The organism is Microcoleus sp. D3_18_C2 (assembly GCF_036702395.1).
In the GTDB taxonomy this organism is placed as follows: Bacteria; Cyanobacteriota; Cyanobacteriia; order Cyanobacteriales; family Microcoleaceae; genus Microcoleus.
This window is the reverse complement of record NZ_JAUBTG010000001.1, coordinates 127,394-153,674: the sequence shown is the minus strand read 5'-3', so window position 1 is coordinate 153,674 and position 26,281 is coordinate 127,394. Positions and strand designations below refer to the sequence as shown.

Annotated in this window: 19 protein-coding genes and 1 CRISPR repeat array; of the genes, 7 read left to right on the top strand and 12 right to left on the bottom strand. The window is 45.4% G+C overall.

Features of this window, described 5'->3' with window-relative positions; genetic code table 11:
• Window positions 1-52: 52 nt before the first annotated feature.
• Both QUA88_RS00610 and QUA88_RS00605 read right to left on the bottom strand, forming a co-directional pair.
• Window positions 53-3,004, bottom strand: coding sequence for a two-partner secretion domain-containing protein (locus QUA88_RS00610; protein WP_333052671.1), 2,952 nt, complete (start codon window positions 3,002-3,004; stop codon window positions 53-55).
• Between the two features lie 106 nt (window positions 3,005-3,110).
• Window positions 3,111-3,728, bottom strand: a complete 618-nt coding sequence (locus QUA88_RS00605) for a Uma2 family endonuclease (protein WP_333269708.1) — start codon at window positions 3,726-3,728, stop codon at window positions 3,111-3,113.
• 238 nt (window positions 3,729-3,966) lie between these two features.
• Here QUA88_RS00605 and QUA88_RS00600 point away from each other — a divergent pair, with 238 nt between their 5' ends.
• From QUA88_RS00600 to QUA88_RS00570, 7 genes are all read left to right on the top strand, one after another.
• Window positions 3,967-4,197: a DUF433 domain-containing protein gene (locus QUA88_RS00600; RefSeq protein ID WP_006634608.1), complete on the top strand. Its 231-nt coding sequence runs from the start codon at window positions 3,967-3,969 to the stop codon at window positions 4,195-4,197.
• A gap of 135 nt (window positions 4,198-4,332) precedes the next feature.
• Complete coding sequence (locus QUA88_RS00595; protein ID WP_333232804.1) at window positions 4,333-4,473, top strand: hypothetical protein; 141 nt, start codon at window positions 4,333-4,335, stop codon at window positions 4,471-4,473.
• On the top strand, window positions 4,470-4,748 hold the full coding sequence (locus QUA88_RS00590; RefSeq protein ID WP_333232807.1) for a hypothetical protein: 279 nt from the start codon (window positions 4,470-4,472) through the stop codon (window positions 4,746-4,748). Before QUA88_RS00595 ends, QUA88_RS00590 begins: the two co-directional genes overlap by 4 nt.
• A 380-nt stretch (window positions 4,749-5,128) precedes the next feature.
• Window positions 5,129-5,752: a hypothetical protein gene (locus QUA88_RS00585; RefSeq protein WP_333232809.1), complete on the top strand. Its 624-nt coding sequence runs from the start codon at window positions 5,129-5,131 to the stop codon at window positions 5,750-5,752.
• On the top strand, window positions 5,746-7,182 hold the full coding sequence (locus QUA88_RS00580) for a 7-cyano-7-deazaguanine synthase (RefSeq protein ID WP_333232811.1): 1,437 nt from the start codon (window positions 5,746-5,748) through the stop codon (window positions 7,180-7,182). The genes QUA88_RS00585 and QUA88_RS00580 overlap by 7 nt, the downstream gene beginning before the upstream one ends.
• Window positions 7,183-7,296: 114 nt before the next feature.
• Window positions 7,297-8,490: an XRE family transcriptional regulator gene (locus QUA88_RS00575; protein ID WP_333232813.1), complete on the top strand. Its 1,194-nt coding sequence runs from the start codon at window positions 7,297-7,299 to the stop codon at window positions 8,488-8,490.
• A gap of 19 nt (window positions 8,491-8,509) precedes the next feature.
• Window positions 8,510-9,061: a hypothetical protein gene (locus tag QUA88_RS00570; RefSeq protein WP_333232814.1), complete on the top strand. Its 552-nt coding sequence runs from the start codon at window positions 8,510-8,512 to the stop codon at window positions 9,059-9,061.
• Between the two features lie 228 nt (window positions 9,062-9,289).
• On the opposite strand, the gene QUA88_RS00565 is transcribed toward QUA88_RS00570, so the two are convergent.
• The 10 genes from QUA88_RS00565 to cas5d form a co-directional block, all read right to left on the bottom strand.
• On the bottom strand, window positions 9,290-11,455 hold the full coding sequence (locus QUA88_RS00565) for a ShlB/FhaC/HecB family hemolysin secretion/activation protein (RefSeq protein WP_333269705.1): 2,166 nt from the start codon (window positions 11,453-11,455) through the stop codon (window positions 9,290-9,292).
• 566 nt (window positions 11,456-12,021) lie between these two features.
• The gene (locus QUA88_RS00560) at window positions 12,022-13,029 is read right to left on the bottom strand and encodes a protochlorophyllide reductase (RefSeq protein ID WP_333099251.1); all 1,008 of its coding nucleotides are present in this window, start codon (window positions 13,027-13,029) and stop codon (window positions 12,022-12,024) included.
• A gap of 686 nt (window positions 13,030-13,715) precedes the next feature.
• A complete protein-coding gene (locus tag QUA88_RS00555; RefSeq protein ID WP_333052666.1) occupies window positions 13,716-14,834 on the bottom strand; it encodes an alkene reductase in 1,119 nt (372 codons plus the stop codon).
• Window positions 14,835-14,958: 124 nt separating this feature from the next.
• The gene (locus QUA88_RS00550; protein ID WP_445242998.1) at window positions 14,959-15,111 is read right to left on the bottom strand and encodes a transposase; all 153 of its coding nucleotides are present in this window, start codon (window positions 15,109-15,111) and stop codon (window positions 14,959-14,961) included.
• A 141-nt stretch (window positions 15,112-15,252) separates the two neighbouring features.
• A CRISPR array of direct repeats spans window positions 15,253-19,929; the repeat unit is 37 nt; unit sequence GTTTCAATCCCTGATAGGGTTTTAGGTTGTTTTCGGC.
• 254 nt (window positions 19,930-20,183) lie between these two features.
• Window positions 20,184-20,456 (bottom strand): CRISPR-associated endonuclease Cas2, encoded by a 273-nt coding sequence (gene cas2 / locus QUA88_RS00545; RefSeq protein WP_333052664.1) that lies wholly within the window; start codon window positions 20,454-20,456, stop codon window positions 20,184-20,186.
• A gap of 15 nt (window positions 20,457-20,471) precedes the next feature.
• Entirely contained in the window at window positions 20,472-21,476 is a 1,005-nt protein-coding gene (gene cas1d / locus QUA88_RS00540) for a type I-D CRISPR-associated endonuclease Cas1d (protein ID WP_333052662.1), read from the bottom strand.
• A gap of 22 nt (window positions 21,477-21,498) precedes the next feature.
• A complete protein-coding gene (cas4, locus tag QUA88_RS00535; RefSeq protein WP_333269701.1) occupies window positions 21,499-22,092 on the bottom strand; it encodes a CRISPR-associated protein Cas4 in 594 nt (197 codons plus the stop codon).
• 276 nt (window positions 22,093-22,368) lie between these two features.
• On the bottom strand, window positions 22,369-23,211 hold the full coding sequence (cas6, locus tag QUA88_RS00530; protein WP_333269698.1) for a CRISPR-associated endoribonuclease Cas6: 843 nt from the start codon (window positions 23,209-23,211) through the stop codon (window positions 22,369-22,371).
• 3 nt (window positions 23,212-23,214) lie between these two features.
• A complete protein-coding gene (cas3, locus tag QUA88_RS00525; RefSeq protein WP_333269695.1) occupies window positions 23,215-25,491 on the bottom strand; it encodes a type I-D CRISPR-associated helicase Cas3' in 2,277 nt (758 codons plus the stop codon).
• Window positions 25,472-26,260 (bottom strand): type I-D CRISPR-associated protein Cas5/Csc1, encoded by a 789-nt coding sequence (gene cas5d / locus QUA88_RS00520; protein ID WP_333262829.1) that lies wholly within the window; start codon window positions 26,258-26,260, stop codon window positions 25,472-25,474. The genes cas3 and cas5d overlap by 20 nt, the downstream gene beginning before the upstream one ends.
• Between the last annotated feature and the right edge of the window lie 21 nt (window positions 26,261-26,281).

Here is a 26,281-nt window from a genome sequence, read left to right as displayed (position 1 = left end):
TTAATTTAATATTATAAAAATAGCGAGGGATTAGCTAAAACGTGAAGATTACTTATTGAGGTACGCAAACACCCGTCGGTTTCGGACTGCGAAGAGATGCAACACCACCAGCATTATAGGCTACCAGCGTCACTTGTCCTCGATCGTCCATTACCCAACCTTGAGCGGGCATAATTTCTCTTGGCCGAATTTCTATGAATGTTCTTTGGCTTTCTACTTGCTGACTTTCACCTACCGCTGGTTCCACCCACGGAAACGGCGAGGGAGCGCTGCTGAGAACTTCATTAGGACTCGGTGGCACTCCCCCCCGACCAGTCACAGTAAACTCGTTGTCGGCCCCTTGGATGCAGGGATTTGCCGCAATTAACGCAGCCGGATTGACCACATTTTGCTGCAGTTGCACTAAACCTTGAACCGGATTAACTCCAACAGAACTAAATGTTACGGCTCCTTGCAACGCCGGGCCACCACTTTGGGAAATTGCGGCGATGTCGCTGCTATTAAGCAGAGATGTAGGACTTACTTGCAACGCTGCAAATTCGGCGTCACTGATCCCCAATCTGTTTCTGACTTGTTCGCGACTCGCTGCTGTAAAGCCGAAAACATTGGGGACATTGATATTGACGCGGCCGCCGCCTGCTGTGCGGGCGTTGGCTGTGATGTCGCTGTTTTCTTGCGGGAGGGCGACAAGAATGTTGCTGTTGATGTTGATATTGCCGCCGTCAGAAGTGCCTGCATCGGTGGTAATTTGGCTGTTGCGGCGCAATTGGATGTCTCGCGCTTGCAGGTTAATATTTGCTCCAGTACCGGATACAGTCGTACCGTCAATACTCGCTTTGTTATCAAGAGCGATCGAATTTGCGACAATATTGATATTACCAGCGCGTCCGGTTCCCGTAGCCTGTACCGTGACTGTAGCTCCATCTCTGACAATTAGTCGATCGGCATTCAGATTCAACGAACCGGCATTTGCTGTAGCATTAGGATTAGTACCAAATATCTTGCCCACGGAAGCATCAATTGTACTGACAAACAAACCATTATTTCCGCTGCCGCTGACTGAAATGCGATCGGCATTAACAGTAATATTCCCCACATCTCCAGAGCCCAAAGAACTCGTAGAAACTATCCCCCCATCCCGCACAGTCAGGCTGGGCGTATCAATCCGAATATCCCCACCCCGACTCGAACTCAAAGTTCCAGAAGTCAGCGCGCTAGCATTCTGAATTCCGCTGGTCAAAACTTGAGAAATACCAGAAATTTCTACTGATTCACTAGCCCTAACAGTTAAATTTCCCGCAGGCCCGCCCTCCTGAGAAAACAAAAACCTGCCAATTAAAACACCCGTTCCTAAAGTAAAAGCAGAACCATCAGAGAGAGTCAACCGCTTCGTATCAACGTTAATATTCCCCGCCCTTCCGTTAGAACCGATACTCAGCGTGCTGATTCCAGTTGACACAACAGTTCTCGGGCCGGTGTTAGACAATTCTACTGATTCAGCAGCTTTAATGTTGATATTCCCCGACGGGCCACTGCTGTAGCTGGTGGTACCCAGAAGAGAACCGTCGCGCATAATTAATCGATTGACATCAACACTAATACTTCCTCCCGCACCGGTACTTTCTTTAGCCGTCCCGTTGTTAATTCCAGAACCCACCATCTCAAAAGTATTGGCGCGAATGATTAAATTCCCGCCCCTTCCACCGCCAAAAGTGATACCGCTACCTACTACGCCATTGTTGAACAGCAGGCGGCCAGTGTCGATCGTAATATTCCCCCCCGAACCAGCACCAGCACTAGCATTAAACAGCACAAATAGCGGGTCAAAGGGGTCTGCGGTTCCCGATACCAGATACTTAATTACAACTTGTTGATAGCCATCAACTCCCAGCCCGCTCATTTCTACAGAATCAGCAGCGCGCAAGTTGATATTACCTCCTGCACCATCTCCGAGAGTCAGGGTAGAAAATTGCGTGCCGTTTTGCACTCGCAAATTTTGGGCGCTGATATCGATACCTCTACCATCAATATTTCCCAAAGTCAGCGCATAAATCCGCGCACCGCTAAGGGCGACATTTCCACCTTTTAACTCTACTCTGCCACCCCCAATACCGCTGGTGTTAATAAGTGTTCCATCGGCTATTTGAATATTGCCAAAGTTTTGAAGATTGTCATAATTTAAAGTTAAATTTCCCTTTTCCCCCGCTGTCATTGCAAAATTAACTAAACCTGGACTCGCTGCGCTACCGAGTAAAATTTGTCCGCCGCTGGCGGTTAAATTGCCGCCTGGGAGTTGGATGTCGCCGCCAATCAGTGCTAAAGTTTGACCTGGTTCTACTGCTAAACCAACTCGATCGCTAATTGGGATTGGCACAGCAGAGGCTGGCAGGTTTACCTTTCCTAAAGCCGTCGATTGGTTGACAATTGCACCGGCATTGTCTCTAAATCTTAAACCAACGGGAATATTAACGGTTAACAGCGGGGATGTTTGCGGGTTTGTGCTGCTGAATTCAAAGCCGTTATTAAACACAATACTGTCAGCCGTTGAACCAATAAACGAACCGCGCAAATCTAACCGCGCATTCGGCCCGAATATAATTCCTTTTGGGTTAATTAAAAATAAATTACCGTTGCCTAAAACTCCCAGAGTTCCTAAAATATTTGAAGAGTTTGGGCCCGTAACGCGGGTGAAAATATTAGAAATTCCCTTGGGATTTTCAAAATAAGCTCCCCGCCCTTCACGGATGTTAAATTCGCGCAAGCTGTGAAAGAGGTTAACGCCACGAGTTGCGCCGCCCGTGATTCTATCTGAGGGTATGTTATTGATAGTATCGGGAACTGTTCGCGAACTTTCCGGGCCCAAGGTATTATCGGGAATGATTTGGGCGATCGCGGAAGTGGGAAATAGCAACAGGAAAGCAAACAGTAGGGAGTAACTTACGGGCGCGCTAGATGCCCAACCCCTACTCCCCACAATAAAATCTAGTATTTGTGGAACAGGCATCTTGCCTGTTTTTGAGAATGGTAAAAATAGTAAACAGTAATGGAATGGAGGCATAAAAACACTCTTTCCAGGATAAATTTTATCAATGTAATCTCATCTCGTTTCTCTAAATGTTTTGAATTTGGCTGCTGAGTACAAGTTGCTCCACTGTGATTTCTAGTTCGGGAAAAGTTTTAGACATAATGCGCTCATTACCTGTAAAACTTTGAACTAAATAACTGCCATTTTCCAACGAGTAAACGAAAACTGTGGGAATTTTGGGATTTCCTAGATAAGCCCTAGAAGCGATCGCTAAATAATCCACAATCCAATACTCACAAATGCCGAGGCGTTGATACTCATCTAGATTATCCACATAGTCGTCTTCCCAGTTAGTTGAGGTAACTTCTACTGCTAATTGGATAGGTTCGGTAAGAGCTCCGTAGCCGCGTACATTGCTGTTCCATACTGATGCCTTAACCACGCCGACATCAGGATTTCTGCCTTGCTCTTGTCCGGAAGCTGTTACAGTTCTCAAAACTATATCTTTGTCAACGATATAGTCAAGCCCCAAGCGTTCGCTTTCTTTGTCGAAAGACTTAACAAGATATCGTGCCACATTTTTATGAGCCCTGGTTGCTTCCACTTTGACAATCTCTCCATTTACAAGTTCGTAGATGCCCGAACCCTCTGGGTACTTTTCGAGAAAATCTGCAAATGTTAGTTTAGTTTTTGTCTGAACCATAATACAAGCCCTCTTGTGTTAACTAGGTTAGGATTTATATCGTTTCCGGTTCCATCATAATTATATATTTGGATTATATCAGTGCGAGCGTCCCCGATCGCGACCCAAGTAGCGATCGAGACTCCCACTTAATAAAATTTGACCGTCAGCGCTAAAAATAACTGACAACCTTGTCAGATCCACAGCCACAGGCTAAGATTTTGCAAAGGTCGAGAACACAATCTTACCAAGCTTTTTTATGAACTACCGAAACCACATCACGATCGAAGCAAATAAACGCGGTGGTAAGCCTTGTGTACGCGGCTTGCGAATTACGGTTTATGAAGTGCTGGAGTACCTGGCTTCGGAGATGACCGAAGCAGAAATTCTGGACGATTTTCCCGATCTGACGCGAGAAGATTTAAAAGCCTGCATAGCTTATGCTGCTGACCGCGAGCGTCGGTTTATGACCGCGACCTTATCCGCATGAAATTACTTTTTGATGAAAACTTGTCGCCCAAGTTACCGAACCGTTTGAGCGATATTTTTTCAAATATAATAAAGATAGCTTTTTTCAGTGCGACGGCTGAAGAAATCTGTTGCTGTTTAAATATGTGTGTACAATATGCGTCCGAACGTTGATTATCAGAAGATAGAACGATTGATGCAAGTCTTGGGTGGAGAAGCTCAGGGTTCAGTGCTTAGAAGCAAAGTTGAGAACTTCATCGAACGTTTTGAAGGTAACTCAGAGGAGGAACAGTCATGAGCTTGAATGAGTTGCCGGGAGCGGAGCTAATTCTAACGGGATTGGACGATCTTCATCATGGTAAGACGAATACAGTTGGGTCATTGTTAGTCGCGATCGCATCTGTACGCTTAACCGAAGCAGGCTTGGATATTCCGAAGGAGCCTTTAGTATCAGAGCCGGAACTAGCCTTGTATGCCCATCTTCAGAACGAACGCGATGATGCTTATTATTACTACAATGCTTTACTAAATAGCCTCAACAGCTTTTGTGCTGCACTTGAGTCTAGAACATAACAATGATAATTCCGACTATGAACTACGGTTTTTACCAATGGAGAAAACAAAATGGCGATCGGCCGATCTGCTATTTTTCAAGTCCTTACGAGAATAAATCTTGTTGATTCTCGTGAGCGAACACCTAGAAGGACGTAAATACGTCTGATCGCACCTTGACAGGGCTGGCAATGCCTAGGCTGTAGTGTTGGTCATCGATCCAGTTTAGTGGACTATCACCAATATGTTGTAGAAACTTAGACCGCGAATACAGTCGATTAGCTTACGCAATAACCTGACATTTTATAGATTTAGTTATTTTAGCTGTTGACAATGTCAGGAAATTGATCTAAATTGAGGGTATAAGCAAACTCCTATTTTTGCAGCACGGAGCAGGGAACATGGCTGATGGAGATATTTTCCGCAATGGGCTTGGGTACTATAAAAAGCTATATGAGTCGCTCTGTGAGGGAAAAGCGAGTATCGATGAGTGTACTCGGATGGCGATCTCAGCACTCAAGCGAGATCTTCAAAAAAAAGGCAATCTACCAATCGTTGTTGCCCAACAGATGGGTGAAAGGTTGTCCCAGGTTATTGACATCGCGGGCGCGAATAACTCTGTTGACTGGGGTATTGCGAATAGGGAAATAGAAAAAATACTTCAAGTTAATGGAAGACATGACGTTAAAGAGCTTATTCTTTGCGCTGGAAAGAGTTTCCTACATGAGCTTAGGTATGGTAACGATCGAGGATTAACTGCTAATAGTATTTCGGAAGCAATTTTGGGGCAATACATGACCACAGTGATGGAATCAGGATTTCATGGTCGTATACCACTAACCGATGAACATCTGGCAGGGATGAATGATCGAACTCTTAAACAACTAATTCAAGAAATTCAGCCTGGGGTTGTTTCTGCGATTGGTAATTGGGCAAATAAGGCAAATATCGATGGAAGTGTAACCAAATTACGACTACCACGCCGTAAAGTAAATCCAGTAGATATGGATGAAGACCTATGCTAACAATGAAGAAGGAATTTCATGCTCACGATAGTGATTACACACTAGATTTTGGCTCTGGGGTAAATAATAATGGGTGTATTCAGTTTACAGATCATGCTACTAAAAAGGAGAGTTCTATTGGAATTACGATAGACGATCAAGAATTCAACTACCGAGTCAAGCAAGAGTTTCCATCTGTAGTTGCTGATCTAATCGATCTGGCTGTTGCAATCCATTTCGCAGATCGTCTTGCATTTCAAAATCTACGCCAAGATCAAAGTCGCATTTATGTAAAACTAGCAGTCCGTCATCCTGAAATAATGAATACTGAATTATTTCGCTCTCAGCTAGAAATTTTGCTTGAATGGGCTACTGGAAGTCTATGGTTGTTTGACTTCCCAAAGAGATCGGATTCAGAACGTTCTGTTGTTCGCCAACCATCTTTGCCCGTAGCAGCTCAGGATTGTGAAGTGGCTATGTGGAGTGGTGGTCTTGATGCCTTTGCTGGTCTCTATCAACGTTTGCGATCGCATCCAGAAAAGTCATTTTTACTTTTTGGCACTGGAGGTAATGTTAACGTTCACAAGCTACAGGAAGATACAGAAAAAAAAATTAGATATATTTTTCCAAATCGTTGTACTTTATACCGAGTTCCAATTCGCTTCTTTGATAGCAATGCAGTTAGAAAAAACAAAATTACCCGCGCAAGAGGTGTTGTATTTGCGATGCTGGGTGCTGCCTGTGCATCTTTAATGGGGCGACAAGAGCTTTGCTTTTATGAAAATGGAACTGGTGCAATTAATCTTCCATATCGCGAATCTGCGTTGGGATTAGATCACACCAGATCGGTTCATCCATTGACTTTGCTGAAAGTGAGCGATCTCATCTCAGGGCTTCTAGGAGAGGCATTTCGGGTCTGGAATCCATTCCTATTCTCAACTAAATCTGAAATGTGTCAGATATTAGCAGAAGACGTGACGGGTAGACTATCTTCGCAAACAAAGTCATGCGACAGCCCCCACAGACATAATATCAGTCAGTGTGGATATTGCTCCTCTTGCCTTTTACGACGACAAGCTCTTAGTGCTGCTAAAATAGAGGATAAGACTCGATATCTAATATTACATGGAAATTATTCACCAGCGAAAGATCCAAGTGAGACTTTACGACATATGCTCGCACAAGTTGAGACGCTACGATGCTTACTCAATCGACCTAATCCACATGAGATTCAGTGGGAAGCGTTAACTCGTAAATTTCCGATCCTCGATGATATTGTCGATCAATGTTCAGTCGTAGAAAAGTTGACCACTCTTGATATGCAGAGCAAGTTAATTAGACTTTATCAAAAGTATGTCGCTGAGTGGGATGATGTAAAATCTCAACTATCAGTCAACCTCATTAAGAATAGGGACAGTGAGTCGTTAGATCGAAACTATAGCGGCTCTTAGATAGATGAGGTATATATCAAAGGTCACAAACCTTGATGTACATAGAATCTGGCATACCTCACCTTTTTGAGAAAGGCTATATTCGATCGCTTAATAAGATTAAGGAACACTGTAATGGCTACTAATATATTAGACAACATCGATCTAGCGAGATTGGGGGAACTCCTTCAACAAGCCCGTAAAAGCTGTGACATGACTCAAGCTCAAGCAGCCCAGATTATTGATACTGCAAGAACAACTATTGTTGCAATTGAGAAAGGAGAACGCCGGATCAAAGCAACGGAACTGATTAAACTCGCCCGTGCTTATGGAAAAGCCATCGGCGATTTCGTTCAGCCTCGTGCTGTTACAGAACCTTTTGAGGTTCAATATCGCTCGGCATTTGGGCAGAATGAAGCTGAAGCAGCACGGATTAAACCCAGTATTTTGCGCTTAGAGGAACTGTGCCAAAACTATCTAGATCTCGAAGCGATGATGGATGCACCCTTACCTCGAAATTATCCACAAGAGTACAAGATCGATAATATGCCACTTGAGGCCGCAGCGGAAAGTATTGCCATCTCAGAACGTCAACGGCTTGGGCTTGGTGATGCACCTATTCCATGTCTGCGAGATATTTTAGAACAGAGTGTCGGATTACGAATTTTTTATATAGAGATGCCGCCTAAATACTCAGGCATCTATAGCTACAACGAACAAATGGGTGGCTGCATCGCCATCAATGCTGGACATCCTGAAGAGAGAAAACGCTGGTCATTAGCACATGATTACCTGCATTTTCTCGCTCATCGACGGAAGCCCATAGTTGATTTTGACGATCAGTATAAAAGGAAACCAGAGAGCGAGAGACTAGCAGACACTTTCCCTAATTATTTCCTAATGCCGACAAGTGATTTACTCAAGCGATTTAACGATATGCACCGTTCTCATGGCAAGTTTACTGCAACAAATTTATTCACTTTAGCTCACCATTATGGAGTGTCTATTCAAGCTCTAATCTATCGATTAGAAGCAATTAAATTGTTACCATCTGGAACTTGGGAGCGTTTGCGCGATCGAGGATTAAAAGTCCGAACAGTTCAACAGGAAATGGGCTTAGAACCTATCACGGAGCGCATCGATATGGCTCCTATTCACTATCAGCATTTAGCGATAGAAGCACTAGATCGAGGGTTAATTACCGAAGGACACTTTGCTAATTTTCTTGGTGTCGATCGCCTTGAGGCTCGACGGATTGCAGAATCATTAAGTGCACATTCAAGCGGAATAATCGAAGAAGTTGCTGATTTAGACCTTTGTCAGGCGTAGGATAATTGGGTAATTAACGATGAATATTAAACAATCCCATATTGTCCTAGATACCTGCTGTATTCTGAATTTCTATGCTTCGGGAAAATTTCTAGAAATATTGCAAGCTATTCCCGCTCAAATTGTTGTTACTGAAGTTGTTAGATCGCAAGAATTAAAGACACTTCAGCGGATTGAGAATGAGGAGAGTAAAGGTGCAATTTATTTTGACCAGGCGGTTCAAGAAGGTTTAATATCGATCGTAGATTTTGAATCAGAAGCAGAAGCTGAAACTTTCATCAACTATACTGCTCAAATAAGGGGTGAAGGAGAATCTGCAACATTTGCGATCGCCTTTCACCGCGAATGGGCAGTTGCAACTGATGATAAGAGAGCGATCGCCTTTCTAAGAAAAGAGGCTCCTCACATCCAAATTATATCAACACTGGAAGTCATTAAACATTGGTCGGAAAAATTAAAAATTGACTCAGTAACATTAAAAGCCGCATTGAGTGCAATTCGAGTTAAAGCGAGATATCAACCTCCTCGAAATCACCCTTTGCTGATTTGGTGGGAAACTGCAATGAAATAAATAGATGAGCGCTCGAATATATAAAGCCAAGTAAAGCACAAAATAAATCTCGCAAAACATAAAATATTTACTATTTTGGGCTTGATTGACTCTAGTTATTAGTTATACCATTTTTATATGAAGCTGCATAGAATATATACTTTGCCGGAAAAGGTTTCAGGTTTCCCATTCTGTGCAGCTTCATAAAGAATTGGTATTACTTATCAATTTTGTAACCCAACCTACAACTTAAAACGGAAAATAATTGATTCTAAAGTAGATGCCTTTTTCCTGCAAAGTTCGATCGCCCGATCGAGCATTTATCAAAGGAATACCGTAGTCCAAACGCACATTCAACCGATCGCCCATCTGCCAAACCAGCCCCAAACCCGCACCCAGCAGTTTATCCGAGTCAGGATTCGGCTTTTCCTCCGAATGGTTCCACCCTACCCCAAAATCGATAAACGGAGCGACTTGCAACAAACCTTCGACTTGCGGGACACGCCAAACCGGGATTCGCACCTCTGCAGACGCGATCGCACCGCTATCAGTTAACAGCAAATCTTGGCGGTATCCGCGCACGCTTTGAACGCCGCCGATCCCGATTTGTTCCAGGGAAAGCAGGGGGCGATCGGCTAATTGAATGTCAGAACGCACAATCAGCAAGGTTTCTGGGGCTAATAGCCTCACATATTGGGCTTGTCCGCGCCACGCCAGAAAGCTGCTGTCGGGCCCGCTATCGTTCGCAGTAGCGCCGAACAGATTAGTGCCGAGGGAAAACTGCGATCGCGCCGCGAACACTTGGTTGGAACTCCGCTGCACGTATTCTTGAAAAAACCGCACAGCCGAAACCCGCGTTTCGCCGCGCTCATTTGCTCCCGCCGAAAGCGCAAATCGTTCCCCTGACAGGAATGTATCGCTTTCTTGCCGCGAAAAACTCAGTCCCAAAGCCAAAGTGCGATCGGGCTTTTCGACAATCGGCTGGCGGTAAGTTAATTCGTAGGTGCGCGATTTCCCCTCAATTTCAGCAGCATCAAACGGTTCCTCGATGATGTTGGTGCTAGCAGCACTCGCAGCGAATCCAATCGTGCCGTTGCGCGCGTTGACGGGGACTGTGTAGCTGCCGTTGAATTCATTGCTGCCGTCGGTGTTAGCATAAGATACCTCTAATCCGTCGCCCAAACCGAGCAAATTTGCTTGATTGATGCGAACACCGCGCCGAAAACTGCCGACGCTGGGCGATCGATTGTTGTCTGCGAACACTTCAGCGCTAAAGCTGTCTGCTTCTTTGACGCGCACTTCTAAGCGGCTGTTTTCCGGGCGGCTTCCGGCTTGCAATTCGGCGGAAATATTGCCAATTAAGGGGTCGAGTTGCAGCATTTGCAAGGCTTCCAGCAAGCGAGATCGGTTGAGGGGCCGTCTGGTGGCGCGTTCAAGGCGCGATCGCACGTAATTTGAATTTAAGCGCCTGTTTCCAGTAATCTCAATTTCATCTAATCCGCCTTCGACAATCCGCATTTTCACCACACCTCCTTCTCTCGGAAAGGTTTGGTTGGCGGGAATTACAGCGCCGGAATTGATGTATCCGGCGGCTACATATTTTTGAGTAACGGCTGCTTCGGCTGCGATCAGTTCGGCAAAGGTGATTTCGCGGCCGGCAAACTGTTGCGTAACTTCTGCGAGTTCGCGATCGCTAAAAGCTGTGTTGCCCTCAAATTCAAAGCGATCGACCCTAATTGTACCCATAATCCCCGGTCTATCATCGCCGGGAACAGGTGTTAGCGGGGTTGGTTGGAGGGGAGATGGCGGGGGAGGTTCCGGTGCTGTTGGTGCAGGTAATTCCGGCTCTCTGGGCTGAATTGGGTTGGGCAGTTGACTGAGTTGCAAAGGTCGATCGATACCCAAATCGGTTTTTTTTCGGTCAATCTTTTCTTCTAGCTTTTGATCTGAATTAAAAAGCTCGGTTTCTTGAGTTTTTGTGCTGAAAGTGCGATCCTCTCCGAGGGCTTCGCTAACGGGCTGAGATGTTGCACCCTTGTCAATCAGCCTTGTACCGGCGGGCACGATGCCCACCCCACAATCAAACTCACTCGTTGTGGAACAGGCATCTTGCCTGTTCTTGAGAATGGTGTAAGATGTCACATCGACTGAATTTGCCGCAGACGGCGGTAAGTCGGGAGTTTCCGCAGCCACCGAGTGTTCTGATTCAGCGGGTAAATGCGTCTTGTCGTCAGCGGTGGCTAAGTCTTCGCGACTGTCAAGATTAGTGTCGCCTGCGCTGCTAACTGCTGCCAAATCCTCAACATTTGAGGTCAAAATTTCAACTGTGCTAGCGGAGGTTTTTGCTGGTTTTGCCAACAAAACTAACCCAAAAATTCCAGCGAGTAAAAATAGTTTTTGTGAGGGACCAGCCATAGGATATAATTATTATCTCGCTTAAGTGGGGGAAAATATTTTCAGGAAGTCAGCACCCTCAAGTAAAAATCAATCTTAACAGCAAAAAAGGAAACAGCCGTCCCAGACCACAGTTTCGCAACTGCTACAAACCAAAAGGTCGATCGACGGCTGTTCATTTCCCAAGACTTACGCTTCAATCGGGTGATTATCCGAAAAAATATCCTGTAAGTCGATCGTAAACAGTAAAAAAAACCAAATGTTTTTAGTTGCAAAACCTACGCTTTCATGCTAAGGCAGCGACCAGAACAGTCCTGGACACCAGGCTAAACCAGAAACCGGGTTGTGTCCGAAAAGACGCGCTACAACTGAGATATGGCACCCTTCTCAATAATCTTTTTAAGAACAGGCAAGATGTGAGTTACAACCCGCAGAGCCACTAAAAAACCCGGTTTCTTTGATTTTGGTGCATCATCCCAAATCCGACTTTAATACCCCCTTTATTATTGAAACGGCGTCTACCCACATCCTGTGCGTAGACGCCGTTTCAACCGCCAAGCCTGATCAAGAGGATTTCTAACTCTGAATTATGCAGACCGGCCCGCACCAGCCGCAGCACCCATTTGAGCCCCGTCAGTCAATCCCACCAACTTAGCGCTCAACTCCCACATCCGCTCGCCTTTTTCATCATCGCGGGCCTGGGGAGAAACCTTCTGTACAAAAGACTTACCATCTTTTTTCTGGCGGTTCCCCCAACTCCAATAAGCCCCAGATTGCTTGTATTCTGGATCGGCAACCACCATCGCCAGCCTTTCGCCCGCCAACTCCTGCGACACGTAACCCCCGGTGATATTCTTCTGAAACAGCGGGAACAGCTTCTGAAACAAAGGATAGTGGTTGCGGAAAAGCGGCGTATCCGCAACGCATCCCGGATACAGCGAAGTGAAAGTAATCCCCGTGGATTCGTGAAAGCGGCGGTGCAATTCCCGCATCGTCAGCACGTTGCAAACTTTGCTATCTTTGTAAGCCTTGACGGGTTCAAACTTCTTGCCGTCAACCATCGAAATCGGATCTTTGAAACCCGCTTCAAAACCCTCAAACTTGCCTAAATCCGGGCGCGGCGGAATCTTCCCGCCCAACTCGTCTGGATTGTGAGTCACGGTTCCCAAAATCACGATTCTCGCATCGGAATAATAGGAAGGCTTCATATTTTCCATCATCAGGTTGCACAGCAGGAAATGACCCAGGTGATTGGTAGTCATCGTCAACTCGTAACCCTCCGGGCTCCGCAGCGGTTCCTTAATCAAAGGCATATAAATGGCCGCGTTGCACACCAAAGCGTCCAGAGGCCTGCCGCTGGCCTTAAATGCGCGAGCAAACCGGCGCACGCTCTCCAAATCGCCCAAGTCAATCTCCATGATGGAGAAACTGCCTTCAGGTATACCCAACTCGCGGGCGGCGTCTCCGGCTTTTCGCACGTCCCGACAGGCCATGACTACGTGCCATCCCTTGTCTGCGAGAGCTTTTGCGCCGTACAAACCGACGCCGGAGGAAGCGCCGGTAATGATAACCGTTGATTTGTGATTTTGTGCCATCTTGTTAAAAGCGCTTCCGCTATGGATTTTTTTCAGGCACTCAAACCCTGAGCTAGCAGCTTGGATGTTTTGAAGTACCCTATGGTTATTAGGATATGAGGAAACGTTCTCGATCTCAACTGGGAACCTCTAACTTTTGCACCCAAGCTAGAAATTGGAGGCAGGAGAGGGGAGGCAGGGGGCAGGAGGCAGGAGACGGGAGGCAGGAGCCATAAGAAGTGTTTTTACAAATAATAAATACTCGTTTTCAACGGGGGATGAAAATTAAATATGAGTCCAACTCCGCCTCTTATTTGGATAAATCAACCATACATCTTTTATATCATGTCCAATCGATTGATCGCGATTAAAGACCGGGGCGGGTTTACAGATTTTCCCGTTTCTATTCAATATCTTGGCTCACGGCCCCCTACAGGAATCATGGTTAATTGACCGGACATGATATTAGGGGCGGGTTGACAATTACAGCATATTCGGTGGTTCGTGAAGTACAGTATAAAGCTCTATTGTTGGTACATTGTTATGTAGGGTGCGGATCTGCTCATGTTTAATGAAACTTGCAGATTGACTGGTGGATCCGCACCTTACTTACGACAAGGTTGTGTGTACCGCATATACATGGAATATGCTGTATCTATGATGCACATACTCGGTATTTATTGATAAACCCGCCCCTAAAAACTCAACTAAGAAATAGCTTGAGATTCCTGATAGGTAGGGAAATCGATATAACCTTCAGGCCCAAAAGAATACCAGACGCCCATTTCAGCAGGCGGATTGAGCGGCCAACCATTAGTAAAACGCTCTACCAAGTCAGGATTGCTGATAAAATTCCGACCAAAAGCAATTAAATCCGCAAGTTTGCTGCTCAGGGCAGTTTCAGCCTGTTCTTGAGTATATCCGCAGTTGCCAATGAGCGGCCCTGTAAACACATCGCGAAACTCTCCTATCATCATCGGCGTTCCCAATTCATGAAAGCCAAAAGCCAGACCATCTACCAAGTGAAGGTAAGCTAAATCATAGGCATTTAACTGCTCCGCGAAATACAGAAAATCTTCTCGATAAGTGGGAGAACCCATATCATTGAAATTACCGTTGGGAGACAGTCTAACTCCCACTCGGTTTGCCGGAAATACTGTGATAATCGCCTCTACAATTTCCTTAAGAAAACGGTAGCGGTTTTCAACTGTGCCGCCATAGGAATCTGTGCGGTGATTGGTTTTGGTTTGCAGGAATGTGTCAATGAGATAGCCGTTTGCCGCGTGAATTTCTACACCGTCAAAACCTGCCATTTTAGCTCGTTCCGCCGCCTTGCGATAATCTTCTACAACTAGGGAGATTTCATCGGTTTCTAGAGCACGGGGAGTTTCGTAGGGTTGTTTGCCTAGAGGTGTATGAATGCCCTCTCCGTTTATTTTGATGGCAGACGCTGCAACTGGCAATTGATTGTTTTGATGAAAACTGCTGTGGGAAGCCCGCCCAGTGTGCCAAAGCTGCATGAAAATCGGCGTTTGGTGGGCATGAACCGCAGTCACAATTTGTTTCCAAGCCTCGCCTTGCTCGTCTGAATAAATACCGGGGGTATTGAGCCAACCATTAGCTTGAGTAGAAACGACTGTGGCTTCTGTAATGATTAAACCAGCGGAGGCTCGCTGAGTGTAATACTCTGCCATCAAGGCGTTGGGCATCCGCGCTTCACCGGCTCTGGCTCTCGTCAGGGGTGCCATGACTACTCGGTTTTTTAAGGGTAAATCTCCGATTTTGAAGGGACTGAGTAGGAGTGGAGAAGTTGTTTGATTGGTCATAATTTTGAGGTTTTGTCAACTGAAGAATCTGGGAAATCATATTTAGCAACCGCTGGTGTTATGCTCCCAGGCGCAAGACATCCAAGGGTCGCGAAAATGTAAGCAATCAAACTCATCAAGCTGTTTACGAATTTGATTTTTTAGCCAAGACTCTTTTTTGTTCAATTTTGTTAAACTCTGGAGAGTATGGCGGTAAATATAATAGTCTACACCGTGCTGTTTGAATCAATTCCTGAATCCGACTACTTTTATCAAATGTGAGATTATCCATGAGCACCACCTGTGCTGTGGCAAGTGTTGGAAGTAAATTTGTTTCCGGCGAAGAAGGAGTCAGGAGTCAGGAGTCAGGAGTCAGGAGAAGAATACCCTCTTTCCTCCTGTCTCCTCCTCTGCTGAATACTGCTGAATACTTCCGAAAGTTTCAATCCCTGATAGGGTTTTAGGTTGTTTTCGGCTTGGCCTCGATGATCGCATCGGGCAAATATGAACTCGAAGTTTCAATCCCTGATAGGGTTTTAGGTTGTTTTCGGCCAGAAAACGAACCTCCTTCGCGCAAACTGTAGGCGTTTCAATCCCTGATAGGGTTTTAGGTTGTTTTCGGCCTTCTCTGAGTGCTTGACGATCGTGGAATGCGTAGTTTCAATCCCTGATAGGGTTTTAGGTTGTTTTCGGCCTGACCAAGGACTCGGACACCAAATATCGGTGGTGTTTCAATCCCTGATAGGGTTTTAGGTTGTTTTCGGCCTACCGATATCTGATCTGTCCGAAAGAATCGCAGTTTCAATCCCTGATAGGGTTTTAGGTTGTTTTCGGCAGTATCAAAAACTTGTCCGTGATTTTTTACAAGATAGGTTTCAATCCCTGATAGGGTTTTAGGTTGTTTTCGGCCCACAAGCATTAGCTTTGCTCGTAATATTAGCTGCAGTTTCAATCCCTGATAGGGTTTTAGGTTGTTTTCGGCCACAGTGCCAGCCTTAAGCAGCATGACAGCCGCTGTTTCAATCCCTGATAGGGTTTTAGGTTGTTTTCGGCCGCACAAGAGTTTATCGATACATTCTTTGATGGTCAGGTTTCAATCCCTGATAGGGTTTTAGGTTGTTTTCGGCGCGTTTCAATTGTTTCTCCGGGATACAAAGGAAGTTTCAATCCCTGATAGGGTTTTAGGTTGTTTTCGGCGCGAGTAGAGCCACGCAGTAATTCCGTCGATCCAGTTTCAATCCCTGATAGGGTTTTAGGTTGTTTTCGGCTTGGTATGTTTAGATCCAAATCCTTCTGATGAATATAGCAGCCCTGTGTTTCAATCCCTGATAGGGTTTTAGGTTGTTTTCGGCTGAGCACAAAGGCTACCTCTTCACTAAAGATCCTGTTTCAATCCCTGATAGGGTTTTAGGTTGTTTTCGGCCTGCTGAGCGAGCATTATGTTAAAATCCATATCTTGTTTCAATCCCTGATAGGGTTTTAGGTTGTTTTCGGCTCAACAAGCACACCAATGGCTACTGGGAATGGAGTTTCAATCCCTGATAGGGTTTTAGGTTGTTTTCGGCGGATAGGCGAACAATGAAAAGTTTAACAGTTTTAGTTTCAATCCCTGATAGGGTTTTAGGTTGTTTTCGGCTCCTGCGGTGCGTCGGTGCTTTCGAGATAGGCCAAGTTTCAATCCCTGATAGGGTTTTAGGTTGTTTTCGGCAAAACTTAACGCCACCGTTCTGCAAGGTTTTCCTAGTTTCAATCCCTGATAGGGTTTTAGGTTGTTTTCGGCCCCAGTAGAGCGTCGGCAGCTTTAGCACCAAATACGGAGAAGTTTCAATCCCTGATAGGGTTTTAGGTTGTTTTCGGCTTTCCCGGTTATTCGAGTGAGCTTAGTAATGCTTTCTGGTTTCAATCCCTGATAGGGTTTTAGGTTGTTTTCGGCGCAATTCATAATGAATCTTATCCATATCTGTCCAAGCAGTTTCAATCCCTGATAGGGTTTTAGGTTGTTTTCGGCTCGGATGGATGATGCCACCGCTGCCAAGCGATTAGTTTCAATCCCTGATAGGGTTTTAGGTTGTTTTCGGCCCTACACCGCCAGACCAATACCATTTATCATTGGGGTTTCAATCCCTGATAGGGTTTTAGGTTGTTTTCGGCACAAAGTCTGGTATCAAGAAATCAAATTAGCGGGTGTTTCAATCCCTGATAGGGTTTTAGGTTGTTTTCGGCAGCAGAGCTATAATCCGAGAATAAATCGAGAGGAGTTTCAATCCCTGATAGGGTTTTAGGTTGTTTTCGGCAATTTACGATTGATGGCGAGATCGATCTGAAGAGTTTCAATCCCTGATAGGGTTTTAGGTTGTTTTCGGCATGGCGAGATCGATCTGAAGAAACTGTCCGATCCAGTGTTTCAATCCCTGATAGGGTTTTAGGTTGTTTTCGGCCGTAACTGTAAATCCTTGCGGGTTAGCAATTGTTCCGTTTCAATCCCTGATAGGGTTTTAGGTTGTTTTCGGCCAAAGAGAATTTGAAAGTATGCAATTGTAATTCGCGTTTCAATCCCTGATAGGGTTTTAGGTTGTTTTCGGCAGGCGATTGACAAAATTAACGAAGCTCTTTCCAATGTTTCAATCCCTGATAGGGTTTTAGGTTGTTTTCGGCTTTGCGCGAAATCGCAATCATGCTATTGGCAGATGCGTTTCAATCCCTGATAGGGTTTTAGGTTGTTTTCGGCAAGCTTGGGCACTGAGTGCAGCACTCGACTGTTAAAGGTGTTTCAATCCCTGATAGGGTTTTAGGTTGTTTTCGGCGCTAAATAATTGCGGTTGGGGTTCGTTCACTAAATCGTTTCAATCCCTGATAGGGTTTTAGGTTGTTTTCGGCAACTGCGAAAAATCCGATCGAATGCGGGTCTTGCCAAAAGTTTCAATCCCTGATAGGGTTTTAGGTTGTTTTCGGCGCTTTTTGACCCCAGCGACAGGTGGGATTCAACCAATAGTTTCAATCCCTGATAGGGTTTTAGGTTGTTTTCGGCTTTTTGACTGGCTGCCGTACATCCGAAGCGATCGGTTTCAATCCCTGATAGGGTTTTAGGTTGTTTTCGGCTCCTGATGCGCTGTACAAAGATTTTGTCAGCGGGAGTTTCAATCCCTGATAGGGTTTTAGGTTGTTTTCGGCACTTAGTTTTATCATCAGGACTAAGTTGGGCAGTGTTTCAATCCCTGATAGGGTTTTAGGTTGTTTTCGGCAAACACCTTGCATGAAATAAATATCAGCGCTCAGGTTTCAATCCCTGATAGGGTTTTAGGTTGTTTTCGGCGTACGGAACAGACCGACTTGAAATACCTCATTTTAGTTTCAATCCCTGATAGGGTTTTAGGTTGTTTTCGGCATTCTTGAGTGGGGTATGGGGAAAGATGCCACGATCGGTTTCAATCCCTGATAGGGTTTTAGGTTGTTTTCGGCACGACTGTGAATGCTTGTGGATTAGCCATTATTCCGTTTCAATCCCTGATAGGGTTTTAGGTTGTTTTCGGCATGCGATCGCATTGCCGCATCCCGAAGGAGCTAAATACTGGCGTTTCAATCCCTGATAGGGTTTTAGGTTGTTTTCGGCGAGAGCACCCTCACTTCTCACGGGTTTTTCATGCCCGTTTCAATCCCTGATAGGGTTTTAGGTTGTTTTCGGCAAAAATGCGATCGCCCTGAATGCCATCGGATGCAGTTTCAATCCCTGATAGGGTTTTAGGTTGTTTTCGGCTTCAGCGGTTATCAAAGGCAAAAAAATTAAAATCGGTTTCAATCCCTGATAGGGTTTTAGGTTGTTTTCGGCTGGGAATAAATAAGTCGGGCCGGCTTGCGGTTGCCAGTTTCAATCCCTGATAGGGTTTTAGGTTGTTTTCGGCATGCTCAATTCAAAAGTCTGATGGGAGAGGGCGTTTCAATCCCTGATAGGGTTTTAGGTTGTTTTCGGCCCAGAAAACTTGCTCGACTTCATCAAAGATGGTTTCAATCCCTGATAGGGTTTTAGGTTGTTTTCGGCATTGGTGCTACTCTGTGTTTGAGCGTTTTGGCTAGTTTCAATCCCTGATAGGGTTTTAGGTTGTTTTCGGCTACATGGCTTGGGTTCATGCGGAAAGCTTTCGTGGTTTCAATCCCTGATAGGGTTTTAGGTTGTTTTCGGCAAGTCCAGAACTGCCGCCGACTGAACAGGTTTAGACTGTTTCAATCCCTGATAGGGTTTTAGGTTGTTTTCGGCTTGATTTTGCCAGCAGCTAAGTCACTTTCAATTGCGGTTTCAATCCCTGATAGGGTTTTAGGTTGTTTTCGGCTGTACACCCTGGAACAGCTACAACAGAAAAATCTCAAGGGTTTCAATCCCTGATAGGGTTTTAGGTTGTTTTCGGCAGAATACGATCGCTTGGTGGCAATCGAAAATGCAAAGTTTCAATCCCTGATAGGGTTTTAGGTTGTTTTCGGCTGTTGGCTGCGAGCCGCATTCTCGATCGATCCAGTTTCAATCCCTGATAGGGTTTTAGGTTGTTTTCGGCAAATACGAATCGGATCCAGCATCATATACTCCCCGTTTCAATCCCTGATAGGGTTTTAGGTTGTTTTCGGCTCCTCGTCGTATCCCCAGCAGGGCTCGCAGTCAGGTTTCAATCCCTGATAGGGTTTTAGGTTGTTTTCGGCGGCTTTTTTCCTGGTTTCCTTGCCTAGCCACAAGAGTTTCAATCCCTGATAGGGTTTTAGGTTGTTTTCGGCGCACAAGTCCAGGCGCAGCAGTTGCCGATCGACCAGTTTCAATCCCTGATAGGGTTTTAGGTTGTTTTCGGCGATTTGATTCTTGTAATCCTCGCAAGTGCAATTGAGTTTCAATCCCTGATAGGGTTTTAGGTTGTTTTCGGCTCCTTCAAGTCGTATCCAGTTAAGGCTGGTTCGTAGTTTCAATCCCTGATAGGGTTTTAGGTTGTTTTCGGCCGAGTCCGTTGTGCGTCTCCCAAGTCTTGAGCGCGTTTCAATCCCTGATAGGGTTTTAGGTTGTTTTCGGCTGTGGCAGGAGTAATGCTGAGAGCTCGCAGACAGGTTTCAATCCCTGATAGGGTTTTAGGTTGTTTTCGGCCGCCGGGGTCTGGGAGGCTTGAAATATAAGGTTTTCAAGGTTCAGTTGCGTCTGACTGCAATCAATATACCATTTGAGCGATCGCCCTGTCAAGGGGGCAAATTTCAAATAGACCTCAAACTCTTTCCCAGTAAAGCTTTCAGCATTTGCGTCTGACCCGCATGAGGTACAAACCACCGCAAACCCAGTCCTGGCAAAGCTCTCAGCCATTAAAATTCACCCCCTCAGTTTAACACCTACAGCCAGACGCAAAATCAAACCATAAAGATCGTAGTATCCAGCGGTGCCCGGCCGCCAATCCGCTCGATCTTCCCCTGACAGCAAGCACACAAATAGTGAAACAGGATGCTGTCTTCTTCCGACTTAATCACCCTACTCAGACGTTGGCGCATCCGGGCATACTGAGTATCCGTCACCTCGCAATGAAACACCGAATACTGCTTCCATTCCCCATAAGACTTGAGAATCTGGTGAATCTTAGTGCGGCGCTTGTCCTCAGATATATCGTAGCAAACCAAAACAAACATAACTTAATTGCCTCCCTATTTCAAAATCAAAGGTGGATACTTATCAACTTCACCCATCAAATACTTAGCCATCAGCCGCCCTTGAATTTCAAAAGCTTCTTGATAACTACACAACTTTCCCATCACAGGATGCTTGAACTTTGACTGCTTCTTTTCTTCGTAAAGTCGCAAAAAATTGTGCAGCGCTTCTTTTGTTAAAGAAACCGCCCCGCTCAACGGTTCTGCCGTAAAATCATTAGGCGAAACTTTCTGCAAATTAATCGCCTTCAACACTACAGCATCAACTACCAAAGGTCGAAATTCTTCCATCAAATCCAGCGCTAAGGAAGGACGGCCATAGCGCTCAAAATGCAAATATCCCAAATACGGATCGAATCCCACAATATTCACCGCACTTTGAACATCGTGCCGCAGCAGAGAATATCCCAAACTTAACAGAGAATTTACCGGGTCAGTAGGCGGACGGCGGCGGCGAACTTCAAAGCTAAAATCTGGCACGCGAATCAGTTGATTGAAGCAGCCAAAATAAGTCGCACTACCCGCCCCCTCCAATCCTCGCAGAGAATTAATACTCGAAGTTTTCTCAATAGACGCGATGACTTGTTTCAATTGGGCAATGGGTTTTTCAAAATCCTGTGGAGAATATTTGCGCTGACATTCTAACAAAGTATTGCGGTAATTCTTGAGTTTTCCCCGTACAAAGCCTCTCACTAAATGCACGGATTTTTCCGATTCCCCAGCCGCTTGCCACTGAGCTTTTCGCACAAAAATATTTTTCGTCATCTCCGGTTCCAACCTCCCCAAATAACGTCCGTTTAGCGTCAAAAAACTTAAAGGAATGTGACGTTCCAAAAGTTCCACAACCACAGCCGGCGAAACTGTAGCGCGTCCCAATGCAACAACCCCATCAATCTTAATTAATGGCACGTCCAACAGATTTTTTTTGTCAGCTTTAACCGTCAGACGTTCATCGACTTTGCCAATAAAAGCATCTTCTTGAGTAATGTAAACTGTTCCCATTGTGAATTCTCCTATTTGCAGGTTAACTTGCTTCTTGATAGCGGTTGACTTTGGCCGCAGCTTGGGGCAGACATTGGGGAAAAAGACTGCATCCCGTACACCGAGCGGTGTAAACTGGTAAAGGGATATTTCCCGATCGCCAAAGAGCACCGACTTTTTCAATAGTGGCGATCGCATCCTGTCTCAAACCCTCAGAAATCTCGACTAATTGCCGCTGATGCGACTGCGCGTAATACACATATCCAGTCGCAATAGTTTTCCCCGTCATCTCCTCTAAACAAAGCGCTTGGGCGCAAACCTGCAACTCGTCGTTATCCCATTCCCCCTTCCGTCCCCGCTTGTATTCCACGGGGTAAATCTCACCATCAGCCGACTCAATCAAATCCGATTTACCAATCAGTTTGTAGCGCTCGGATTTCAGCCAAATCGCCCGCACCTGCCAAGTTTCATCCCGGTTAATCTCGCCCATCGTGTGAACGCGATCGTGCAAACTCGTCCCTTCAATGGTATACTGATTATCGGTAAATTCTCCCGCACAAGACATTCGCCAGCAGCGGTGAGGACAGTAAGAATACTGGTTGAGAGTTGCGATCGAAATGTAATCAGAATCGTTCATAATTTTGATGGTTTGTAGGAAATTAGTAATTGGAATTAATTAGTGATGCCCCATTCCGCCAGGGGTTGAAACCCCTGTCTCATAGCTAAAGTCGGTTGAAACCGACTGAAGCAGTAATTTAATCATTGATGATATTTTGAGCTTATCGGTAACAGTAAGCGCAAAGGTTGAAACCGACTGAAGCAGTAATTTAATCATTCATTCTTGCAGTCCTCTTCAGAGGACTTTAGCTATTAGGCAGGGGTTTCAACCCCTGGCGGACTATGGGTTTTACGTTCAGTTATCAAGAACTTTTTTAACAACAATCCGCCTAGTCATTCCCATCCCCATCGGAGTTTTCCTCCCCACCCCGCAGTAAACAGCAAAATCAGCCAAAGCATTAATTTGCTTAATCGCTAAAGGCTCCACATCTCCCAAAATCCGATAACTAACCTCCCCAACCATGCCGACAAAATCGCTTTGATAGTTTGTCAATTTTTCACTGCGGATATTGACAAATGTCGAAAAAAGTGCATCGAAGGAAAGATCGGGAAGTGCGATCGGGCTGTACTTGTTCCAGCGACTGAGGAGACTATTAAAAACGCAGTCTCTAGTAGGAATCACGGAATCAAATTTACCCTGTCGAAAAGTTGTAGGAGTCGCAAAACTGAAGGCAATTAAACGATTGGTTTCAGAAGCGCGATCGTACAATTGAGAGTAATCGCAAGCATTAGCCCAAGGCTGATCTACTTGGGGCGTTCCGAGAATCTTAGTAATCATCAAATCTGCGGGTCCGAGATGCCACGGCTTCGAGGGATTGAGGTTCAGCCAAAGATTAGTTAACTTGCCGAATAAAGTGTCATCAAGGAGAGTAATTCGCCACCAACAGAGGGTGTGTTCTGGAATCGATTCTGTGTGTTCCCATTGCAGGAAATGGTGTTTTTTGAAAGGGCATTTTTTAGTTTGCAAAGGGCTGAGAGTGAAGGATTTTTGGGCGGCGGCATCGTGGAGGCGATCGCCGAGTTTTTTGTCAACGGAGCTCACGAGGGTGAGGAAGAGGGCGTGCAGGTGTCTTCCGGTGAGGTATCCGGGGGGAATTGGGGCCAGGGGAAGGATGTTGAGGACTAGGCTGTGCGGCATAATTTAAACTACCCAGAATTCTTGATTGTCAGGACATTTTAAGGTAATGCCAGCGGAGGCGATCGCCAAAATTCCCGATAAACTCGGAAAGAATGTATATTCTTGTTCGTTAGCAAAGCTATCTTTGACCGTAATCGGATAGCATTCGATTCCTTGTTTTCTGAGTTTGAGAATTGCCCAGCGATTTTTGCGATGTTCTCGGACAATCACACCGGGCATTAAGGGCGGTGTAAGCTGGGAAATTAACGCTGTGGGACGGACGTTATCGCCGATCGTCCGTTCGATCGTACAATTTTTAAAAGCATAAAGTTTGCAAAGATAGTTGTTTGCAAAATCTTCTAAATCTGCAACTTGCAAGGCAAATTTTAGTCCGTAAGTTTCGGTGGCGCGATGGGTAAGCACAATCCCATTTTCATCGGACGCAAATTCAAAAAATCTCAGCAGGTGAATGGGATCGAGATTGGTTTCGCCGACTTCATCGAGTAAAAAGTTTTTGGGGTCATAAATCTTGACATTTTCAAACAAACTTTCTCGAAACTTGAAAATTGGCGCATAACTGGCTTTGAGAATTGTCGCGTATTCTTTCAACTCTTCGGCAACTTTTTGGTTTTTGCGGATTTTTTCCTCAACTAATTCGATTGACTTTCTCCCAGAATCAATTTCTTCCCAATCTTCGGGATAGTTTGCTTGCATAAAACTGATGACGCAGTTTTGACCACCTTTAATGTACTGCCACTCTTTTTGAATTTGTTTGATAGTAGATTTAGCCACATTTTCTGCACCTTGCAATACCTTCATCCGCCGCCGATAAGAATTCCAGTCTCGCTTGCCTCCCAAGACTATTTGCATGATTTGATAAAGCTGTGTAACTAAACTTGCTTCGGGCAATTTTTCCAGCAATGTTTCTAGTTCTAGTAAGGGTTTGGCAATTTCTAGAAAGGCTTCGGAACGCCAGTAAATGTCGAGAAAGGGACGCTTCATGCAGTCTAGACTTTCTAACATTTCCGTCAGGGTTTTGCGTCCACCGGAACAGTCAAGTTGTTCGATGCCTTGTTCCCACGCGCGATCGGGTAAATAGGCGATCGCCTCGGAAGGAATTTCGGTTTGCGTTTTCCCTAAAACCCGTCCGACACGCCCGATGCGCTGCCAGAATGAAAAGCGATCGCGCGTAGAAAAAATTAACCAATCGAGATTTTGCCTGGGTGTTTCTTTCTCCCGATCGAAGTTGAAGCCGACATCGACGGTACTGGTAGCTAGAATCACTTGTTTTTGGGCGGCCAGCGGGCGTTCTTCCTTCGGTGTATCCCCCGTAATTCGCCCGCAGAAATCGGCAAATCCGCGATCGCGCAATCGGTCAGAAATGCGGCCTAGGGTATCTTTGGCATCAAGAATTACTGCCCCATTTTGGTCGGGATTTTCTCTGAGTCGCCGCAGAACTTCTCGGACAATTTCTGCGATCGTAGTTTCTTTATCAACCTGCTTGCGAATTTCTAGATGGACTTCAGTTTGAGAAGGACGTAGATAACTAATTTGACTTTTGCCATCGATTCGAGCAATTTTTACCCCATTTTTTCCTAACACATTTAAGGCTTCTTCGCAAGCAGGTTCGGGCGTTGCCGTCAACAGAACAATTTTTCTCTTGTACTGAAAGTAGCCAAACTCTTTAGATAAAGCGAGATAGAACAACAAGCTAACTAATTGTTTGGCATCATAAAGGTGAAATTCATCGAAAATTACAGTCGAGAAACTGCTGTAAAATTCACTGGCAATATTTCCGCGATCGAGATTATTGTAAGCAAAAAACGTCGCATAGTAGAAAATATCCGGGTTTGTCACCAGCAAAATTGGTCTACCGCCACCGCATTCGGGAAAAATAGTTGCAGGTTCGCGCAAAACATTATAGATTTTTTCCCCTGAACGTTTCCCAACGCGATCGTCGGGCCAGGAATTGACTTGTCTAGCAGAAGCAGCTTTCACGATATGAGGTAAGCCCGCATCCCGAACAAATTTTTCGGCGGCTTCAGTTTGCTGGTCAACTAAGGCATTTGTCGGTGCGATATATATAGCATTGCGCTGAGAGTTGTGCAGCAAAACACTCAATCCGGCTTTGGTTTTTCCCGTTCCAGTCGGTGCGAGATCGAGAATGATATCATTATTTTCGGACGCTTCATAAACATCTACTTGATGCTGCAAGGCTTGTCCCATAAATTCCAGTTGTGTAGGCAATTGGGGACAGGCAGAAATGCTGGCTGGTTCGAGTTTAATTTTTAGATAATCCATTGTTGTTTCCACCACAAAATTCAAGGTTAGCTGGGAGAATAAAATCCTCGGCTTGCAGCGCTTCACCGCGAAACGAAAGATTTTTCAATAACGATGCGGGCGGCATCGAAATTAAGTCGAAAGCGAGGAGTTCGATATTTGCAGGTAAGTCGGCGGCGCTGAGATAAGTATTGCAGCGGTAATCGCCCCTCGGAAGTTGCACAACATCGAGTTTTTTCACGATTTCAACACGGACTTTGCTGGTAAATTTTCCAACGCGAATGTATTCGGGCAATTCGCGATCGCCAAATACTAATGTCTGAAACCGATTTCCGCGTTCAATTACTCGCAATCGCCCGGTTTGGGGGAAGTTGCTAGGACGGTAGGTACTGGGTTTTTTCCCCGTTCTACTGAGGGGTAAATCTTCGCGCGCCGTTGCTACTCGGTTATTTGTCATCGCATACCAATAGGAGTCAGAAAGGGCGTTAAACCGCTCAAATCGGAAGGATAAAGTGCCGCCAGCCGGCCATGCGGGGAGGATGTAGCTATTACCGGAAAGGGGCGTTAAATCTTCTATATACCGAGGTCTGCTGGTGTCTTGGCCGGTAAGGCGATAGGGCGATCGCGCCCAACCTAAAGCATAGGCTAGTGCATAATTGCCGATCGCCCCTTCGGTATAGTAAGTATCGGACAATTCCCGCGAGGCAAAAAACACGGGTTCGGCGCACCAAAGTTCTATCAAGCGTGCCGTGGAATGTGTCAAAATAGAGTTGGATCGGTTTTGAGTCATAAATTAATAAGGATGGATTAA